This is a genomic window from Paraoerskovia marina DSM 21750 (genome assembly GCF_000701465.1).
GTDB classification, from domain to species: domain Bacteria; phylum Actinomycetota; class Actinomycetes; order Actinomycetales; family Cellulomonadaceae; genus Paraoerskovia; species Paraoerskovia marina.
Genome location: NZ_JNIY01000009.1, coordinates 71,472 through 89,604, shown reverse-complemented (window position 1 = coordinate 89,604; position 18,133 = coordinate 71,472). Strand labels below are relative to the sequence as shown.

17 protein-coding genes are annotated in these 18,133 nt (G+C 71.4%); 5 read left to right on the top strand and 12 right to left on the bottom strand.

Annotation, left to right across the window (positions count from 1 at the left end; all coding sequences use genetic code 11):
- Positions 1–42: 42 nt before the first annotated feature.
- The 4 genes from obgE to Q343_RS0111810 all read right to left on the bottom strand — a co-directional run bounded on the left by obgE (position 43) and on the right by Q343_RS0111810 (position 3,017).
- Positions 43–1,566, bottom strand: coding sequence for a GTPase ObgE (gene obgE / locus Q343_RS0111825; protein WP_029253787.1), 1,524 nt, complete (start codon positions 1,564–1,566; stop codon positions 43–45).
- Between the two features lie 113 nt (positions 1,567–1,679).
- A complete protein-coding gene (rpmA, locus tag Q343_RS0111820; protein ID WP_029253786.1) occupies positions 1,680–1,937 on the bottom strand; it encodes a 50S ribosomal protein L27 in 258 nt (85 codons plus the stop codon).
- 56 nt (positions 1,938–1,993) lie between these two features.
- Positions 1,994–2,314, bottom strand: a complete 321-nt coding sequence (rplU, locus tag Q343_RS0111815; protein ID WP_029253785.1) for a 50S ribosomal protein L21 — start codon at positions 2,312–2,314, stop codon at positions 1,994–1,996.
- A 151-nt stretch (positions 2,315–2,465) separates the two neighbouring features.
- Complete coding sequence (locus Q343_RS0111810; RefSeq protein ID WP_052367167.1) at positions 2,466–3,017, bottom strand: TetR family transcriptional regulator; 552 nt, start codon at positions 3,015–3,017, stop codon at positions 2,466–2,468.
- Positions 3,018–3,144: 127 nt separating this feature from the next.
- Here Q343_RS0111810 and Q343_RS0111805 point away from each other — a divergent pair, with 127 nt between their 5' ends.
- Complete coding sequence (locus Q343_RS0111805) at positions 3,145–3,795, top strand: NAD(P)H-dependent oxidoreductase (protein WP_052367166.1); 651 nt, start codon at positions 3,145–3,147, stop codon at positions 3,793–3,795.
- A gap of 55 nt (positions 3,796–3,850) precedes the next feature.
- On the opposite strand, the gene Q343_RS14610 is transcribed toward Q343_RS0111805, so the two are convergent.
- Positions 3,851–7,378: an Rne/Rng family ribonuclease gene (locus Q343_RS14610; protein WP_248616825.1), complete on the bottom strand. Its 3,528-nt coding sequence runs from the start codon at positions 7,376–7,378 to the stop codon at positions 3,851–3,853.
- Between the two features lie 489 nt (positions 7,379–7,867).
- Here Q343_RS14610 and Q343_RS0111795 point away from each other — a divergent pair, with 489 nt between their 5' ends.
- From Q343_RS0111795 to cydC, 4 genes are read left to right on the top strand one after another with little or no spacing between them, the layout of a single operon-like run.
- On the top strand, positions 7,868–9,364 hold the full coding sequence (locus Q343_RS0111795; RefSeq protein ID WP_029253781.1) for a cytochrome ubiquinol oxidase subunit I: 1,497 nt from the start codon (positions 7,868–7,870) through the stop codon (positions 9,362–9,364).
- A gap of 24 nt (positions 9,365–9,388) precedes the next feature.
- Positions 9,389–10,489, top strand: coding sequence for a cytochrome d ubiquinol oxidase subunit II (cydB, locus tag Q343_RS0111790; RefSeq protein ID WP_052367165.1), 1,101 nt, complete (start codon positions 9,389–9,391; stop codon positions 10,487–10,489).
- Entirely contained in the window at positions 10,486–12,165 is a 1,680-nt protein-coding gene (cydD, locus tag Q343_RS0111785; RefSeq protein WP_029253779.1) for a thiol reductant ABC exporter subunit CydD, read from the top strand. The genes cydB and cydD overlap by 4 nt, the downstream gene beginning before the upstream one ends.
- The gene (gene cydC / locus Q343_RS0111780; RefSeq protein WP_052367164.1) at positions 12,162–13,931 is read left to right on the top strand and encodes a thiol reductant ABC exporter subunit CydC; all 1,770 of its coding nucleotides are present in this window, start codon (positions 12,162–12,164) and stop codon (positions 13,929–13,931) included. The genes cydD and cydC overlap by 4 nt, the downstream gene beginning before the upstream one ends.
- Positions 13,932–13,941: 10 nt before the next feature.
- Here cydC and mutM read toward each other — a convergent pair whose 3' ends face one another.
- The 7 genes from mutM to rsmD form a co-directional block, all read right to left on the bottom strand.
- The gene (mutM, locus tag Q343_RS0111775) at positions 13,942–14,874 is read right to left on the bottom strand and encodes a bifunctional DNA-formamidopyrimidine glycosylase/DNA-(apurinic or apyrimidinic site) lyase (RefSeq protein WP_029253777.1); all 933 of its coding nucleotides are present in this window, start codon (positions 14,872–14,874) and stop codon (positions 13,942–13,944) included.
- Positions 14,875–14,889: 15 nt separating this feature from the next.
- Positions 14,890–15,594: a ribonuclease III gene (gene rnc, locus Q343_RS0111770; protein ID WP_029253776.1), complete on the bottom strand. Its 705-nt coding sequence runs from the start codon at positions 15,592–15,594 to the stop codon at positions 14,890–14,892.
- A gap of 5 nt (positions 15,595–15,599) precedes the next feature.
- Positions 15,600–15,794 carry a 50S ribosomal protein L32 gene (rpmF, locus tag Q343_RS0111765; protein ID WP_029253775.1) on the bottom strand — a complete coding sequence of 65 codons (195 nt, stop codon included), beginning with the start codon at positions 15,792–15,794 and terminating at the stop codon, positions 15,600–15,602.
- 2 nt (positions 15,795–15,796) lie between these two features.
- Positions 15,797–16,228: a YceD family protein gene (locus Q343_RS0111760; protein WP_428829351.1), complete on the bottom strand. Its 432-nt coding sequence runs from the start codon at positions 16,226–16,228 to the stop codon at positions 15,797–15,799.
- A 278-nt stretch (positions 16,229–16,506) separates the two neighbouring features.
- Positions 16,507–17,010, bottom strand: coding sequence for an ATP synthase subunit B family protein (locus Q343_RS0111755; RefSeq protein WP_052367163.1), 504 nt, complete (start codon positions 17,008–17,010; stop codon positions 16,507–16,509).
- 2 nt (positions 17,011–17,012) lie between these two features.
- Positions 17,013–17,507 carry a pantetheine-phosphate adenylyltransferase gene (gene coaD / locus Q343_RS0111750; protein WP_029253772.1) on the bottom strand — a complete coding sequence of 165 codons (495 nt, stop codon included), beginning with the start codon at positions 17,505–17,507 and terminating at the stop codon, positions 17,013–17,015.
- 50 nt (positions 17,508–17,557) lie between these two features.
- Positions 17,558–18,127 (bottom strand): 16S rRNA (guanine(966)-N(2))-methyltransferase RsmD, encoded by a 570-nt coding sequence (gene rsmD, locus Q343_RS0111745; RefSeq protein ID WP_029253771.1) that lies wholly within the window; start codon positions 18,125–18,127, stop codon positions 17,558–17,560.
- Between the last annotated feature and the right edge of the window lie 6 nt (positions 18,128–18,133).

Here is an 18,133-nt window from a genome sequence, read left to right as displayed (position 1 = left end):
CGTGAGGATACTCACGGCTGCCCGGCGCGACGGCACCGGTGCTCAGTCCTCGTTCGGATCCGTCCACTGGCCGGCCTCGCGCTCGGTCCAGAGCTCCTGCCGAGCCTCGGTCTTCGCGTCCATCCGCTCGGTGTACTCGCGGCGCTTGTCCTTGCGCGTGGGGCGGTTTGACTCGTCGATCCGCAGGTCCGTGCCGCGCGGGCCCGTCAGCAGCTCGGCCCCCGCGTGCATGGTCGGCTCCCAGTCGAAGATCACCTGGTTCTGCTCGGGTCCGATCCGGACCTCGTCGCCGGCGACCGCGCCGGCCTTGAACAGACCGTCCTCGACCCCCGCGCGGTCGAGCCTGTCCGCGAGGTAGCCCACGGCCTCGTCGTTCGAGAAGTCCGTCTGGCGGACCCAGCGCTCGACCTTGCGCCCGCGGACCCAGAAGTACGGCTCCCCCGCCTGCTCCATCCGCTTGACGGTGAACCCGGACTCGTCGACCGCCTTCGGCCGGATCACCGTGCGTGTCGCCTCCGGTGCCGGGGCGGAGGCGCGGGCATGGCGGACCACCTTGGCCAGGTCGAAGGTCAGCTGACGCAGCCCTTCGTGGCTCGCCGTCGAGATCTCGAGGACGCGCAGACCTCGCGCCTCGAGGTCCGGGCGGACGAGGTCGGCGAGCTCACGCGCCTCGGGCACGTCGATCTTGTTCAGGACGACGAGGCGGGGCCGGTCCGCGATGGGCACGCGCCCGCCCTCGATCTCCAGGTCCTGCGCGTAGGTGGCGAGCTCCTCCTCGAGCGTGTCGAGGTCGCTCACCGGGTCACGCCCGGGCTCGAGCGTCGCGCAGTCGAGCACGTGGACGATCACGGCGGTGCGCTCGATGTGCCGGAGGAACTCGAGACCCAGACCCTTGCCCTGGCTCGCACCGGGGATCAGTCCGGGGACGTCCGCGACGGTGAAGCGGGTCTCCCCGGCCTGCACCACACCGAGGTTCGGCACCAGGGTGGTGAAGGGGTAGTCGGCGATCTTGGGCCGTGCGGCCGAGATCGCCGCCACGAGCGAGGACTTGCCGGCACTCGGGTAGCCCACGAGCGCGACGTCGGCGAGCGACTTGAGCTCGAGCACGATGTCCGCGGCGTCACCCGGCTCGCCCAGCAGGGCGAAACCCGGTGCCTTGCGCCGCTGCGACGAGAGGGCCGCGTTCCCGAGACCACCACGCCCACCCTCGGCGACGATGAACTCGGTGCCCGCTCCGACGAGGTCGGCGAGCACGGTCCCGTCGGTGTCCTTGACGACGGTGCCGTCCGGGACCGGGAGCACGAGGTCGCCGCCGGCCGCACCGTGCCGGTTGTCTCCCATCCCCTGGGAGCCGCTCGGAGCGTCGCGGTGCGGGGCGTGGTGGTAGTCGAGGAGGGTCGTGACCTGCGGGTCGACGACGAGACGGACCGTTCCGCCGTCACCACCGTTGCCGCCGTCGGGGCCCGCCAGCGGCTTGAACTTCTCGCGGCGGATCGAGGCGCAGCCATTGCCTCCGTCACCGCCCGCGGCATGCAGGACGACACGGTCGACGAATGATGCTGCCATGAGGAGATCCTCTCAGGGTCGCGCGGACCCAGGAAGTGGTGAGACGAAACACGGGAGGGGCGCACCCGTCAGGTGCGCCCCTCCCGAGAGGTGTTTCTCAGCCTGAGGGCTGATCAGCCCTCGACTGCGACGATGTCGACGACCTTGCGACCGCGACGGGTGCCGAACTGCACGGCGCCGTCGGCGAGAGCGAAGAGGGTGTCGTCGCCACCGCGGCCGACGTTGTTGCCCGGGTGGAAGTGCGTGCCGCGCTGGCGGACGATGATCTCGCCCGTTCCAACGACCTGGCCGCCGAAGCGCTTGACGCCCAGACGCTGAGCGTTCGAGTCACGACCGTTGCGCGAGGAGCTCGCGCCCTTCTTGTGTGCCATCTGAGATACCTGCTTTCAGTACGAGGAGTCGGTCTACCGGGAGAACCCGGGCCGGATCACTTGATGCCAGTGACCTTCAGGCGGGTGAGCTGCTGACGGTGACCCTGGCGACGGCGGTAGCCCGTCTTGTTCTTGTACCGGAGGATCGTGATCTTCGGGCCCTTCTCGTCCTGAACGACCTCGGCGGTGACCTTGACCTTCGCGAGCTTCTCGGCGTCGGTGGTCACCTTCTCCCCGTCGACGAGCAGGAGCGCGGGCAGGTCGACCGACTCGCCCTCGGACGCCTTCAGGCGATCGACGACGACGATGTCCCCGACGGACACCTTTTCCTGACGGCCACCGGCCTTGACGACTGCGTACACCACGTTGCTGCTCATCTCTCTAGATCTGCGGCGTGCTCACCACGACGGACCGGCTTGTCGACTCGTGCATGCCGCGGCATGTGAGTGCGGTACCAGACGTGGGCACACTGGAACGGCGCGCACGTGACGCACCGACGTTCAAGACTACGGTTCAGACTCCCCAGGGTCAAATGCCGGCGAGGTCGACCCTGGCAGCCACACCGTCCACCACGACGTCGACACCGAAGGCGAACTGCGCGTCGGCGTCCGCCGAGCCCCCGGCCTGCTCCTGGACCACGAACCCCAGCACGAACCCGAGGAGAGTCCGCCAGGCCCGGACCGAGTCCTCGACGGCGAACCCGGCCTCGACGAGAAGCTGCACGGGCTGCGTGATCGCGGCACGCCCGAGTTCCTGGTTGGCAAAGGTCCGGGCGAAGAGCCGAGCACCGTCCGGCCGCCGGGCGATCTCGCCCCGCATGGTCTCGGCAGACTCCCGCATGCAGGCCTCCCAGCCCGCGCCGACGTCGGTCCAGTCCGCTGCCTCCACGAGGTCGGCCAGCATCATGGCGGCCATCTCGTCGAGCAGGTCGCCCTTGTCCCGGAAGTGCCACAGCAGGGCCGGAGCCTTGACGCCCAGGTCCGCCGCGAGTCGCCGCAGGGTGAGGGCGTCGAGACCACCGTCGTCGAGCAGCTCAAGCGCGCGACGCGCGACCCGGGAGCGGTCGAGCCTCTCGGCCATGACCCTCCTCTGCTGCCTGCCTGGTGCCGGGTGGGCGCCTGCCGGACGCCTGATCGGGACAGTTGACATCCTAGCAACGATCAAGGAGCCTGAACACTGTTCAGTTGAACGTTGTTAAGGAGCCGCTGTGAAGATTCTTCTCGTCGTTGACCACCCCTACCCCGGAAGCCTCACCCGCGCCCTGACCGACGCCGTCGCCCGGGGAGCCGACGCGCACGGGCACGACGTCGACGTGATCGACCTCGACGCCGACGACTTCGACCCCGTCATGCGTCTGGCGGATCTCGCGGCGTGGCGCGGGCAGGCCACCGCGGACCCGCGCGTCGTGGACTACCAGCGCCGCATTCTCGAGGCCGACCACCTCGTCGTCGTGAGTCCCGTGTGGTGGGCTTCGCTGCCCGCACGGCTCAAGGGGTTCCTCGACAAGGTGCTGGTGCCCGGGTTCGCGTACGACGACGGGCCGCTCGACACGCTCGTCGGCCGCCTCGGGCATCTGCGCGGTGTGACGGTGATGACCACCATGACCACGCCGGTGCCGGTCTTCCGGTGGTGGTACGGAGACCCCGTGGGCCGCATGCTCGGGCGCGGCACGTTCCGGCAGCTCGGCGTGCGACACGTCCGACATCTCCGTCACGGCCGCCCGCGCGGCGTCGGTGACGCCCGGCGAGCCGCCTGGCTCGGTCGCGCCGAACGACTCTTCGGTGCGACACCCGGCCGGCCGTCGGTCGCACGCACCGCGACGCCGAGCCGCCTCACCGAGGCTCCGACCGCGTCCTGATGCACGAGGGCCCCGGAACCGCCATCGCGGTTCCGGGGTCCTCAGGTCTGCAGCGTCAGTCGTCCGAGGACGGCCCCGCAGGGGAGCCGTCTACTTCTCCCGCCGACCCGTCAGCCTCTGCCACAGGCTTCGAGGCCGCACGGGCCTCGGCTCCTTTGCGCGGAGCGGTGCCGCTCGAGCGGTCCGGCAGGACGATCCCGAAGTCTCCGCTGAGGTCTGCCGCGGGCTCGCGCTCCGCAGGCGCGCTCGCCCGGGGCAGGTCGAGGGCGGGCCTGGTCGCGGCCGGCTCGTCCTCCGCAGGTGCTGCCACGGGCTCGCCCGAGGAGGCGCCCTCGGCACCGGCCGGTGCGGCGTCTTCGCCGGCGGCGGCCGGCTCGGACACGGGCTCCGGCGCCTGCGCGCGCGTCGGTTCCGACGCGGACTCGGCCTCGTTCTCGTGCTCGTGGGCGTGCGCCGCGGCTGCGGCGATCGTCGCCAGCGTGGCCTTCACCGCGGCCCGTGCGCTGTCCTCCGGCAGGACCGGGACGGTCTCCGTCGGAGCGTCGGACGTCGACTCGTCCCCGGCCCCGTCCGAGCTGCCCGAGCGTCGCCGTCGCGAACGCCCGCGCGACTCGTCGTCGCCCTTGCGCCCCTGCTTGCCGTGGTCCTTGTGGTCCTTGCGGCCGTGGTCGTGGTCCGAGCCGCCGGACTTCTCGATCGGCTGGTCGTGGACGATGAACCCGCGACCGTGGCAGTGCTCGCAGGTCTCCGAGAACGCCTCGACCAGGCCCTGGCCCACGCGCTTGCGGGTCATCTGGACGAGTCCGAGCGACGTCACCTCGGCGACCTGGTGACGGGTCCGGTCACGGCCGAGGCACTCGACGAGGCGCCGGAGCACCAGGTCTCGGTTGGACTCGAGGACCATGTCGATGAAGTCGACGACGATGATCCCGCCGATGTCGCGCAGCCGGAGCTGGCGGACGATCTCCTCCGCGGCCTCGAGGTTGTTGCGCGTCACCGTCTCCTCGAGCGTGCCACCGGCACCCGTGAACTTGCCCGTGTTGACGTCGATGACGGTCATCGCCTCGGTGCGGTCGATCACGAGCGACCCGCCCGACGGGAGCCAGACCTTGCGGTCCATGCCCTTCGCGAGCTGCTCGTCGACACGGTAGACCGAGAAGACGTCCTGCTCGGAGGTCCACGACTCGACGCGGTCCCGCAGGTCCGGGGCGAGCTCGGCGACGTAGTTCGAGATCTCGTCCCAGGCCGAGTCGCCCGAGACGACGAGGCGGGAGAAGTCGTCGTTGAAGATGTCGCGCACCACGCGGATCGCCATGTCCGGCTCGCCCTGCAGGAGGGCCGGCGCGGAGGCGGTCTTCGTCTTCTTCTCGATCCGCTCCCACTGCTTCTGCAGGCGCTCGACGTCGGCGCGGAGCTCGGCCTCGGAGGCACCCTCGGCGGCGGTGCGGACGATCACGCCCGAGCCCTCGGGGACGACCTCCTTGAGGATCTTCTTCAGACGTGCACGCTCCGTGTCCGGAAGCTTGCGGCTGATCCCGGTCATCCCGCCACCGGGGACGAAGACGAGGTAGCGGCCCGCGAGCGTCACCTGCGAGGTGAGCCGGGCACCCTTGTGACCGATGGGGTCCTTGGTCACCTGGACCCGGACGGAGTCGCCCGACTTGAGAGCCTGCTCGATCCGACGCGGCTGCCCGTCGAGCCCCGCGGCGTCCCAGTTGACCTCACCGGCGTAGAGGACCGCGTTGCGCCCCTTGCCGACGTCGATGAACGCCGCCTCCATGCTGGGCAGCACGTTCTGCACGCGGCCGACGTACACGTTGCCGACCATCGAGGCCTGCGACTGCTGGGAGACGTAGTGCTCGACCAGGATGTCGTCCTCGATGACCGCGATCTGGGTCCGGCCGTCGACCTCACGCACGATCATCGACCGCTCGACGGACTCCCGGCGCGCCAGGAACTCGGCCTCGGTGATGATCTGGCGGCGGCGGCCGGCGTCGCGACCGTCACGACGTCGCTGACGCTTGGCCTCGAGGCGCGTCGAACCCTTCAGCGCCGTGACCTCGTCGCTGCTCGTCGACCGTGCGGACCGTGACCCGGAGTCCGAGCTGCGGCCGCTTCCGCCGCGGCGGCGACGGCGCCGACGGCGCGAGCCCTCACCGGAGCCGTCGTCGTTCGACGAGTCGTCGTCCTCGTCCGTGCTCGCCTCGGCGTCGGTGGACGAGTCATCCGACGCCGTGGCGCCGTCGGAGGCACGCGAGCCGGACCCACGGGTCTTCGAGGAACCGCCCGACGTGGCGTCGGCGTCCTCGTCGGTCCGCTCCTGCGACGTGTCGTCGTCCGACTCCTTGTCGCCGGAGCCGTCGGCGTCGCCTCCGGGGCCACGTCGACGACCGCGACCACCGCGGCGGCGACGACGACGGGGCCGCTCGACGAGCTCCTCGTCCTCAACCTCGGGCTCGAACTCCTCGGACGGCACCTCGATCCCCTCGGCGACGAGCTCGGCCTCGATCGTCTCGACCTCGGCCACCGCCGCAGCCTCGTCGCGGCTGAGCTCGACCGGCGCCTCGTCGGTCCCGGTCGACGGCGCTGCCTCGGCCTCCACCACCGGCGCACCGGCGTCGGCGTCGACCCTCGTCTCAGGCGTACCCGCGGCCTTCTCGGAAGCCGTATCCGCCGTCGGGCTCCCTGCGGGTCGGCTCGCGGCACGCTTGCGCGTGCCCCGCTTGGCCGGCTTCTCGGACCTCTGGGTCGACGCGGCCTCGGTCGTGTCAGACCCGGACGGTGCCGACGTCTCGGGCGCATCCGTCGACCCGGACGTCGTGGGCGTGGAAGCGTTGCCCCGACGAGCCGTGGCCTTGGTCGGCGCGGAGGACTTCTCTGGCGCGTCCGACGTCGTCGACGTCGCCGTCGGCCCGGCGAACTCCGGCGCGGCGGGCGTCGCCGTCGGGGCGGTCTTGGTCACGCGGCGCGGTCGGCGCGTCGGTTCGGGTGCCTGGAACAGCAGTGCCGTCCCGGCGAGGCGCGGAGCTGCCGGGGCTGTGGTCGGTGCACTCTCGGCCTCCGCCGACTTCGAGCTCGCGGACCCGTCGTCCGCGGACTTCTTCGCGGGGGCCTTCTTGGCCGGCGCCTTCTTCGCAGGAGCCTTCCGGGCCGTGGCCTTCTTCGGCTCAGCCGCGGGCGCGTCGGCGTCGGGCTCCGGCGTCTCGGCAGGCTCGTCGGTCTTCTTGGCCGCAGTCCTCTTCGCAGGCGCCTTCTTGGCCGGCGCCTTGCCGGCCGCTGACTTCTTTGCGGGGGCCTTCTTGGCCGGGGCCTTGGCGGCGGGCGCCTCGGTCGAGGCGGCGTCGGCGGTCGTCGACGCGCTCGCGTCGTCGACGTTCACCGAGGACTCGATGCTCGCGGAGGCCGTCGGGCTTCCGGCGGTGCGGGTGGCGGCACGACGGCGGCGCGGCGCGGCGGTCGGGGTGGTGTCGGCCACCTCGGTGGTCACGGTCGGAGCGGTCGCCGGCGGCGTCGCGGTCGGGGCCGACGCGGCGGAGAGATCCACCGGCTTCCCGGCGACCGGGGTGCCTGCCTCGCGCGTCACACGACGACGCGGGCGCTTTGCCGGCGTTGATTCGGGAGTGGATTCGCTGTTCTCGAGCGTCACGCGGGTGCTCCTGTAGGCCCTCTCGGTGTACCCCACATCTCGTACACCCATCAGGCGGTCAGTCGCTGCTCGGGTCGCGCGACGAAGCGCGGTGCCCGGCAACGGAAGTCGTTGGCGGCGGTCGTCGTCACCGTTCCTGCGGGCGCGCCCAGCCACTCGAGCCATTCATCTCGTGCAGCGGCGCAACCGTCGCGGTGGCGCAGACGATCACGTGGTCACGGGGCGATGTGGGTGCCCCAGTCCACTTCGAAGTATCGCACAGGACACACGCCCCGGGCGGACATGACACGTGCGGCGTCGATGTCATGTCAAGCGCCGATTACTTGTGAAGTCCTTCACGAAACCCCCCGGCGACGTTTCCTATCCCGAGACAGACGTGCAGAGTGCCCATAGCGTCTTCACTACACCGACACACCTGGAGCACCCATGGAAGCGCTGGACCTCGCACGATGGCAGTTCGGCATCGTGACCGTGTACCACTTCATCTTCGTGCCGCTCACGATCGGTCTCGCGCCCCTCGTCGCGATCATGCAGACGGCCTGGGTGCGCACCGGCAACGACCGCTGGCTGCGCCTGACGAAGTTCTTCGGCAAGCTCCTCCTGATCAACTTCGCGATCGGCGTGGCGACGGGCATCGTCCAGGAGTTCCAGTTCGGGATGAACTGGTCCGAGTACTCCCGGTTCGTCGGTGACGTCTTCGGCGCCCCCCTCGCAATGGAGGCGCTCGCCGCGTTCTTCGTGGAGTCCACGTTCCTCGGACTCTGGATCTTCGGGTGGGACCGGCTCAACAAGAAGGTCCACCTGGCGTGCATCTGGGCGGTCGCCATCGCGGTCAACCTCTCCGCCTACTTCATCCTCGCGGCGAACTCGTGGATGCAGCACCCTGTCGGGACGATCTACAACGAGGAGACCGGACGCGCCGAGCTCGTCGACATCTGGGCCGTCCTCTCCAACAACACGCTCCTCGCGGCCTTCCCGCACACCGTGACGGCAGCCTTCCTGACCGCCGGCGGGTTCGTCACCGCCATCTGCGCCTGGTGGATGGTCCGGCTCGTGCGCACCCGGCGGCCGGAGAACGTCGAGCTCGCCCGCGACATCTACCGTCCGGGCATGACGCTCGGCGTGATCACGATGCTCGTGGCCGGCATCGGCGTCGGAATCTCCGGTGACATCCAGGGCAAGATCATGTACGAGCAGCAGCCCGGAAAGATGTCCTCGGCCGAGGCCCTGTGCGACGGTGAAGAAGGAGCGGGCTTCTCGCTCATCACCATCGGTGACCTCTCCAACTCCTGTGAGGGAGTCGTCCACGAGCTGAAGGTCCCCTACCTCGCGAGCTACCTCGGGACGGGGAGCTTCACGGGCCCCGACAGCTACCTGCCGGGCGTCAACGACGTCCAGGAGCAGATGACGGAGCGCTACGGGGACACCACCCTCGACGGCGAGCCGGTCGAGTACACCCCGAACCTCTTCGTCACCTACTGGAGCTTCCGCCTCATGATCGGGCTCGCCGTGTTCTCGGTCGCGCTGGCGCTCAGCGCCCTGTGGCTCACGCGCAAGGGACGTGTCACCGACAAGGTGTGGTTCTCCCGGCTCGCGATGGTCGCCATCCCGGCACCCTTCCTCGCCGCGTCGTTCGGCTGGATCTTCACCGAGATGGGACGCCAGCCCTGGGTGGTCGCGCCGAACCCGACGGGGATCGACGCCGTCCGGCTGCTGACCGAGCGCGGTGTGTCCACCGTCGTCAGCCCCGGCATGGTGATCGCGTCGATGGTCGCCTTCACGCTCCTGTACGCCGTGCTCGCCGTCGTGTGGTTCCGCCTCATGCGGCGCTACGCCCTCGAAGGCGTCCCCGACACGGTGCGGGACGAGTCGCCCGAGGCGCAGGACGACGACGCCGACCGCCCCCTGTCCTTCGCGTACTGACGCGGCCACGAAGGAGACGACATCATGGACCTCCCCACACTCTGGTTCCTCCTCATCGCAGTGCTCTGGACGGGCTACCTCGTCCTGGAGGGCTTCGACTTCGGCGTCGGCATGCTCCTGCCGATCCTCGGGCGCAAGGACAAGGAGCGCCGAGTCCTCATCAACACCATCGGACCCGTCTGGGACGGCAACGAGGTCTGGCTGCTCACCGCCGGCGGCGCGACGTTCGCGGCGTTCCCGGAGTGGTACGCCACCCTGTTCTCCGGGTTCTACATCCCGCTCCTGATCATCCTGCTCGCCCTGATCGTCCGCGTCGTCGCCTTCGAGTGGCGAGGCAAGATCGCGAGCGCCGGCTGGGCCCGCACCGCGGACCGCGCGATCATCGTCGGCTCCTGGGTGCCGGCCGTCCTGTGGGGCGTGGCTTTCGCCAACCTCGTGCGCGGCGTCGAGCTCGACGCCGACCACCAGTTCACCGGGGGCTTCTTCTCCCTGCTCTCGCCGTTCGCCCTGCTGGGAGGCCTCGTGACCGCGAGCCTCTTCCTGATGCACGGTGCGGTCTACCTGGCGCTCAAGACCGACGGTGAGATCCGGACCAAGGCGCGGGCGGCCGCGACGTACTCCTCGATCGCGGCAACGGTCCTCACCGCCGTCTGGGCCGTCTGGGCACAGATCGCCTATTCGGTGCCCTGGACCTGGGCCGTCGTCGTCGTCGCGGCGGCGTGCCTGATCGGCGTCGTCCTCATGAACGCCCGAGGACGCGAGGGCTGGGCCTTCACCCTCTCCGCCGGCGCGATCGTCTGCGCCGTCGTGCTGATCTTCGGCTCGATGTTCCCCGACGTCATGCCCGCGACGGACCCGGCGAACTCGCTCACCATCGACAACGCGTCCTCGAGCGACTACACGCTGATGGTCATGTCGTGGGTCGCCCTGATCACGGTGCCGGTCATCGTCGCCTATCAGGCGTGGACCTACTGGGTCTTCCGCCGCCGCCTCTCGACCGCGGACATCCCCGAGCCCGTGGGGCTGACGTGGGACAAGGTGAAGGCGAACGCCTTCGGCCCTGACTCCGGCGGCACGAAGGTCGACCTCTCCCCCGCCGACGACGACGAGGCGTCGCGCGGGTGAAGCCGCTCGACCCACGCCTGCTGCGGCACGCCCGTGCGGCACGCGGGTACGTCGTCCTGACGGCCGTGTTCGGTGTCCTGACGGCGGCCCTCGTGGTCGCCCAGGCACTGCTGATCGCCGCGGTCCTCGCACCCGCGATCCAGGGCGACCTGACGACCCTGGGCGCCGCCGGGACGTCCGTCGGGCTGCTGGTCCTCGTCGTCGCGCTGCGCTCGGCGGCAAGCTGGGCCCAGGAGCGCTTCGCGGTGCGGGCCGCGGCGCGGACGATCGCCGAGCTGCGCGAGTCGGTGGTCGCCCACGCCGTGCGGCTCGGACCGCGGCGGCTCGCGGGTGGCGAGGGCGCCGATGTCGCCACCCTGACGACGCGGGGGCTCGACGCGCTCGAGCCGTACTTCGTGCGGTACCTGCCCCAGCTCCTGCTCGCCGTCACGGTGACCCCGGCGACACTGCTCGTCGTCCTGGGGCTCGACTGGGTCTCGGCCGCCGTCATCGCCGGGACGATCCCGTTGGTCCCGATCTTCATGATCCTCGTGGGGCAGATGACCGCGGGAACGTCCGAACGGCGTCTCGTCGTCGTCCAGCAGCTCGGCAACCAGGTGCTCGACCTGCTGACCGGACTGCCGACCCTGCGTGCCTACGGCCGCGAGCGCGGACCGCGAGCACGTGTCCGGGCCCTCGGCGACGCGAACCGCCGGGCCACGATGGGCACCCTGCGGATCGCGTTCCTGTCCGGCATGGTGCTCGAGCTGCTGACCACGCTCGCGGTCGCCCTCGTCGCCGTCGGCATCGGTCTACGACTCGTCCACGGCGACGGGATCACCCTGGAGGCGGGGCTCGCCGTCCTGATCCTCGCCCCCGAGGTCTACCTCCCGCTCCGGCAGGTCGGCGCCCAGTTCCACGCGTCCACCGACGGCCTCGCCGCTGCCGACCGCGCCTTCGCCGTCCTCGACGAGCCCGTCCCCCCCAGAGGGACCACGCCGGCGCCCGACCTGCGGGGGGCGATCATCCGGTTCGACGGGCTGACGGTCCGCGCCGGCGACCGTGCGACGGACGCTCCGGCGGGTCTCGACGCGCAGGTGACGTGCGACGGACGTGTCGTCGCCCTGGTCGGGCCGAGCGGCTCGGGCAAGTCGACGACGGCGCTCACGATGCTGGGGCTGCTTCCGGCCGACGCCGGCGCGGTCACCGTGACGGGAGCCGGCTCCGACGGGCCGGTCGACGTGTCAGACCTGGAGCCGGAGTCGTGGTGGCGGCAGATCACCTGGCTGCCGCAGCGCCCGCTCGTCGGTCCGGGCACGATTCTCGACATCGCCCGCGGCGCCACCGACGCGTCCGACGACGACGTGGCCGAGGCGGCCTGTGCCACCGGTCTGGACGCGGTGGTCCGCGACCTCCCCGACGGCTGGACCTCCGCCGTCGGACGGGCCGGGGCAGGCCTGAGCGTCGGCCAGCGGCAACGACTCGCCCTCACCGCCGCGCTCCTCGACCGCAGCACCCCGCTCGTGGTGCTGGACGAACCAACCGCCCACCTCGACGCACGCGGCGAGGAAGGTGTGCTGGCCGCGCTGGCCACGCTTCGCGAGCAGGGCCGCACCGTCGTCGTCATCGCCCACCGCACGGCCGTCGTCGCGCTCGCCGACGACGTCGTGCACGTCTCCGCGAAGGCTCACGCATGACATCGCTGCGCGCCCAGATCGCCGCCGACCCGCTCGTCCGGATCGCTCCCCTGCTCGAGGTCCGCAAGCTCCGGGTCGCGGTCGCCGTCGCCTGGGGCTTCCTGGCCCTCGGGAGCGCGGTGGGCCTCGCCGCCGTCGCCGCCTGGCTGATCGCCCGCGCCTCGCAGATGCCGCCCGTGCTCGAGCTGTCGGTCGCCACGGTCGCCGTGCGGACCTTCGGCATCGGCCGGGGCGTCGCCCGCTACCTCGAACGGCTCGCCTCCCACGACGTGGCCCTGCGCGGCATGACGTCACTGCGGGCGCGGCTCTACGAGAACCTGGCCGAGGGCCCCGGGGTCGCGCTCGCCCAGGTGCGACGCGGTGACCTGCTCGCCCGCGTGGGCACCGACGTCGACGACGTCGGTGACGTCGTCGTGCGCGCCGTCATCCCCGCCGGCGTCGCCGCGTGCGTCTCGCTGCTCGCGGTCGGGATCGTCGGGGTGTTCCTCCCGTCCGCCGGCGTCATCCTCCTCCTCTGCCTCCTGCTGGCCGGCGGGCTCGCGCCCTGGCTCTCGGCCCGCGCGGCCGCGATCACCGAGGAGCGCTCCTCCACCGCCCGCGCGGAGATGGCCGCCCGAACCGTCGAGCTGCTCGAGAACGCCGGTCCCGCACAGGTCGACGGGAGCCTCGAACCACGGATGCGTGGCCTCGCCCGGACCGATCGCGACCTCACCGCCGCTGCCGACGAGGGCGCGCGCACCGCAGCGGTCGCCGCCGCCCTGCAGACGATCGCCGTGGGTCTCGCCGTCGTCGGCGCACTGGCACTCGGCATCCCCGCGGTCGCCGCCGGGACGCTCGCACCGGTGGAGCTCGCCGTCGTCGTCCTGACGCCGCTCGCCGCGTTCGAGGGGGTCGGGCTCCTGCCGGCCGCCGCGGTCCAGGTACGGCGCTCGCGGAAGGCCGCGTCCCGGCTCCTGGAACTGCTCGACGAGACCGAGGAGGCGCGTCCGTCCGAGTCGCGGTCAGTGACCGAGGCCACCGACTCCACCGACTCCACTGACGAGGGCGTCCGCACGACGGCGCTCGTCGCCGGCTGGGACGGACACCCCGTCGTCACGGCGGACCTCACGCTCGCGCCCGGGCGCACGGTTGGCCTGGTCGGGCCCTCCGGCGTCGGCAAGTCGACACTGCTGGCCACCCTCGCCGGGTTGATCCCGCCCGTGGACGGCACCGTGGGCGTCGACGGGCTCGACCTCGCCGGACGACACCCAGAAGTTCTCATGGTCGCCGAGGACGGCCACGTCTTCGCCACGACCATCCTCGAGAACCTCCGGGTCGCACGGGGCGACGTCACCGAGGCCGACGCCCACGCCGTCCTGGACCGCGTGGGTCTGACGGAATGGGTCGACGCTCTGCCCCGGGGGCTCGACACGCTCCTCGGCCCGGACGGGGCGACCGTCTCGGGCGGAGAGCGTCGCCGCCTCCTGATCGCCCGTGCGCTCCTGTCCCCCGCGCGGTACCTCCTCGTCGACGAGCCCGCCGAGCACCTCGACCCTGCCACCGCCGACGCGCTGCTTCGCGTCCTCGTCGACGAGTCGCACCGCGGCGATCGCGGGATCGTCGTGGCCACGCACCGGCTGACCGGGCTGGAGCAGGCCGACGAGGTGATCGCGCTGCGCGCCGACCCGACCGGCCCGGCATACGTCGCCGCGCGGGGGACGCAGGCAGCGGTCGCCGCGTCGAACGCGGACTATGCGTGGGCGCTCGCCCAGGAGTCGGCCCGGTAGAGCCTCGGCACTACCAGCGTCCGGCGCGGGGTCGGCGCTGGCAGGTCGGGCACGTGAACGCCGACCGGTTCATGAACGAGTTGCGACGGACGAGGTCCCCGCACCGTGGGCACGGCCGCCCCTCCTGCCCGTAGACCGCGAGCGAGCGGTCGAAGTACCCGGACGCGCCGTTCACGTTCACGTACAGCGCGTCGAAGCTGGTGCCACCCTGAGCCAGCGCCTCGCGCATGACCTCGTCCGCCGCGTCGAGGAGCCGCAGGGCGTCGGTCTGACGGAGCCGGTCCGTGGCGCGCGCGTAGTGCAGTCCCGCGCGCCAGAGCGCCTCGTCGGCGTAGATGTTGCCGACGCCCGAGACGACGGTCTGGTCGAGGATCGCGCGTTTGACGCCGGTCCGACGGCGCCGGATCGCTCGAGCGGTCTCGGCCCGGTCGAGCGCGGGGTCGAGCAGGTCGCGGGCGATGTGCGCGACGGGAGCGGGAAGTGCGGTGACGGCCGACCCGAGGCCGGCGGGCAGTCCGTCGACGGTCGGGACCAGATCGGTCACCGCCAGGTGCCCGAACGTGCGCTGGTCCACGAAGTCGAGCGCGCTGCCGTCGTCGAGGACGAGCCGGACCCGCAGATGAGGTGCACGGTCGGCGACCGCGTCCCCGGAGCGGACGAGGAGCTGCCCGGACATCCCGAGGTGCGCGGTCAGCGCGGCGGCAGGGCCGTCGTCGGCGCGCGGCGCGCCGGCGGGGTCGCCCAGCAGCACCCACAGGTACTTGCCGCGCCGGACCGCGGCGTCGAGCCGTGACCCGACGAGCTGGTCGGCAAAGCCGGTGGGTCCGCCGTCGTGACGGCGGACGCTGTAGTCGCGCAGCACCTCGACCGCGGCCACGGTGCGGCCGAGGACGTGCCGCGCAAGGCCGTCGCGGACGGTCTCGACCTCGGGGAGCTCAGGCATCGGGCAGCGCTCCGGCTACCGGTCGTTGCCGAGCGGCTCGTCCGCCGTCAGCGCGCGGTACGCGGCCTCGGCAGCACCCTGCTCGGCATGCTTCTTCGCGGTGCCCGTGCCGGTCCCGCGGACCTCCCCGTCGAGCAGCACCGAGGCCGTGAACACCCGCGCGTGGTCGGGCCCCTCGGCCTCGATCTCGTAGACCGGTGCGCTCCGGCCCCGGAGTGCGGCGGCCTCCTGCAGCGACGTCTTCCAGTCCAGGCCCGCGCCCAGGTCGGCGGCACGGTCCAGCGTTCCGCGCACCAGGCGGAGCACGAGCTCACGAGAGGCCTCGATGCCGTGGGTGAGGTACACCGCCCCGAGGAGCGCCTCGACGGTGTCCGAGAGGATCGAGTCCTTGTCGAAGCCCCGCGTCCGGCGCTCGCCGATGCCGAGCAGGATGTACTGCCCCAGCTCCAGCTCACGCGCGACGGCAGCCAGCGACTTCTGCGAGACCGTCGCGGCACGCATCTTGGCCAGGTCACCCTCCGGCAGGTCGGGGTGAGCGCGGTACAGCTCCTCGGTGACGACGATTCCCAGGACAGAGTCGCCCAGGAACTCCAGGCGCTCGTTGGTGGGGATGCCGCCGTTCTCGAATGCGAAGGACCGGTGGGTCAAGGCAAGCACGAGAAGCTCGGGGTCCAGATGGACCCCGAGCTTCTCGAGAAGACCGGTCGCAGCCGGCGCCACAGGCGTCAGCCCGCGTGCTCGGTGCGCAGCGCCTCGGCGTACTGGCGACCCTTGTACGAGCCACAGGTCGGGCAGGCTGCGTGCGACAGCTTGTTGCCCTTGCACTGCGGGCAGGTGGCGAGGGTCGCGGCGGACGTCTTCCACTGCGAACGGCGCGCACGGGTGTTGCTGCGCGACATCTTGCGCTTCGGAACAGCCACGGCTAGCTCTCTTTCGTCTTGTCGGACACGTTCGAGTCCTCGAACATGCTCTGAAGTGCCGACCACCGGGGGTCGAGTATCTCGTGCGCGTGGTCCGGATCGTCCTCAAGCCGCGCCCCGCACTCGGAGCAGAGGCCGGCACAGTCCGGCGAGCACAACGGTTGGAATGGTAGTGCAGTGACCACAGCATCCCGAAGCACGGGCTCGATGTCGGCAAGATCACCGTCGAGCTCGCGCAGGTCTTCGTCGTCGTCCCCGGTCTCCTCCGCCACGTTGGCGCGGTCCGGGTAGACGAACAACTCTTGAATGTCCGCGACGATCTCGCGGCTGAACTGATCCAGGCATCGCCCGCACTCGCCGACCATCATGGTGCGGGCGGTCCCGGAGACCAGGACACCCTCCATCACGGCTTCCATGCGCACGTCAAGTGCCACAGGAGATCCCTCGGGGACCCCGACGAGCGCAGAACCCAGATCGGCCGGGGCCTCCAGGGCGCGCTCGACCGTCAGCATGGACCCGGGACGGCGCGCGAGATCGTGCATGTCGAGCACGAACGGCGACCGAGGGTCGAGCGTCGGGTGGCGGTCCACAGTGAAGTCCTGGTCTCTCAAGGGTGGGAGTTCGGCGCCGCGGGGCGCCTGACCCAGGCGAGTACACCGGGCCAACGCACAATCCTACGCCATCGTCGACGCCGGGTGCGACGAGAGAGGCGTCACACGTCGTCGCGCCGCTGCGCCAACCGAGCCCGACCCGCCTGGACCTGGGACAGGATCTTGCCCAGGTCGATCTCGAAGTCCGCCAGTCGCCGGTCGCAGTAGTCGTCCGCGTCCGCGCGCAGCTCCGCGGCGGTCGCCTCCGCCTCCTCGACGATCTCGTGGGCCTGCGAGCGCGCCTGCACGACGACCTGCTCGGCCTGCACCAGTTCGATCGCCCGGGCCCGGGCCGTCCGCACGATGTCCTCGGCGTCCCGGTTCGCGTCCGCGAGCGCCTGCTCGGCCTCCTTGAGAGTCTCGTCCGCCCGCTCGATCTCGTCCGGGAGCCCGTCGCGGATCTCGTCGATCAGGCCCAGGGCCTCGCCCCGGTGGACGAGGACGGAGGACGACATCGGCATGGTCCGCGCGTTCTCGACCATCGTCACGAGCTCGTCGAGGAGCGCCCCGACGCCAGGTGGGATCTCGGCGCCCTGGTGCCGGCGGTCGGTCGGTTGCTCAGACATGGTCATGCTCCCTTGGATGACTGCAGTGCGGCCCGGACGACGGTGCCGACCCCGGCGGGGACGAGGTCGTCGATGGGTCCGTCGAATCGTGCGACGTCCTTGACCAACGAGGACGAGACGTGCGCGAGGGCGGGGTCGGCCGTGACGAACACGGTCTCGACGCCCGCGAGGTGACGGTTCATGTGCGACATCGGCAGCTCGGCGTCGAGGTCCGCGCCGCCGCGCAGACCCTTGACGACGACGGTCGCACCGATCTCGGTGCAGAAGTCCACGAGCAGACCGGGGACGAGCGCCGCGCGCACGTCGTCCAGCCCGGCCTCTGACAGTGCGTTCCGCACGATCTCCAGGCGGGTCTCGGCGTCGAGCAGCGCCGACTTCGAGGCGTTCCGGGCCACTGCGACGACGACGTCGTCGACCACGGAGCGGGCACGCCGGACGACGTCGAGGTGTCCGAGGGTGAAGGGGTCGAACGACCCGGGGCAGACGGCGGTGGTCACGGCTCCACGCTAGTACACCGGGCGCTGCGGTGAGGCCTGCGAAGGCGTGTCTAGGCGTCCCTCGCCGGCCCGGCGAACGCGTAGTGCACGGTCGTCTCGCCGTACGCCTTGCTCACGTCGGCCTCCCACCCCGCGGGCCATGCCGGCGCGGCGCTCCGGCTCGAGCGCTCGACCACGACGAGCGTGTCGTCGGTGAGCGCACCGGTCTCGTCCAGGGCCGCGAGCAGGGCGTCGACCGTCTCGCCGCGCACGTCGTAGGGCGGGTCGCAGAAGACGACGTCCCACGGCTCGGCGGGCGCGGTGGCGACGAATCGTTCGGCCTTCTCGTGCACGGCCACGACTGCGGTCGCGCCGAGCTCCTGGGCGTTGCGACGGCCCATCTCCACGGCGGAACGCGCGGCGTCCACGAGCGTGGCGTGCGCGGCGCCGCGGCTGACCGCCTCGAGACCGAGGGCGCCCGAGCCCGAGTAGAGGTCGAGCACCCGGGCTTCGGCCAGGACGCCGTGGTGCTCGAGCCGCGAGAAGATCGCCTCGCGCACCCGGTCGCTCGTCGGGCGGGTCCCCCGCGGTGGGACGTGCAGTGTGCGGCCACCAAATTCACCGGCAACGATCCTCGTCATGCCCCG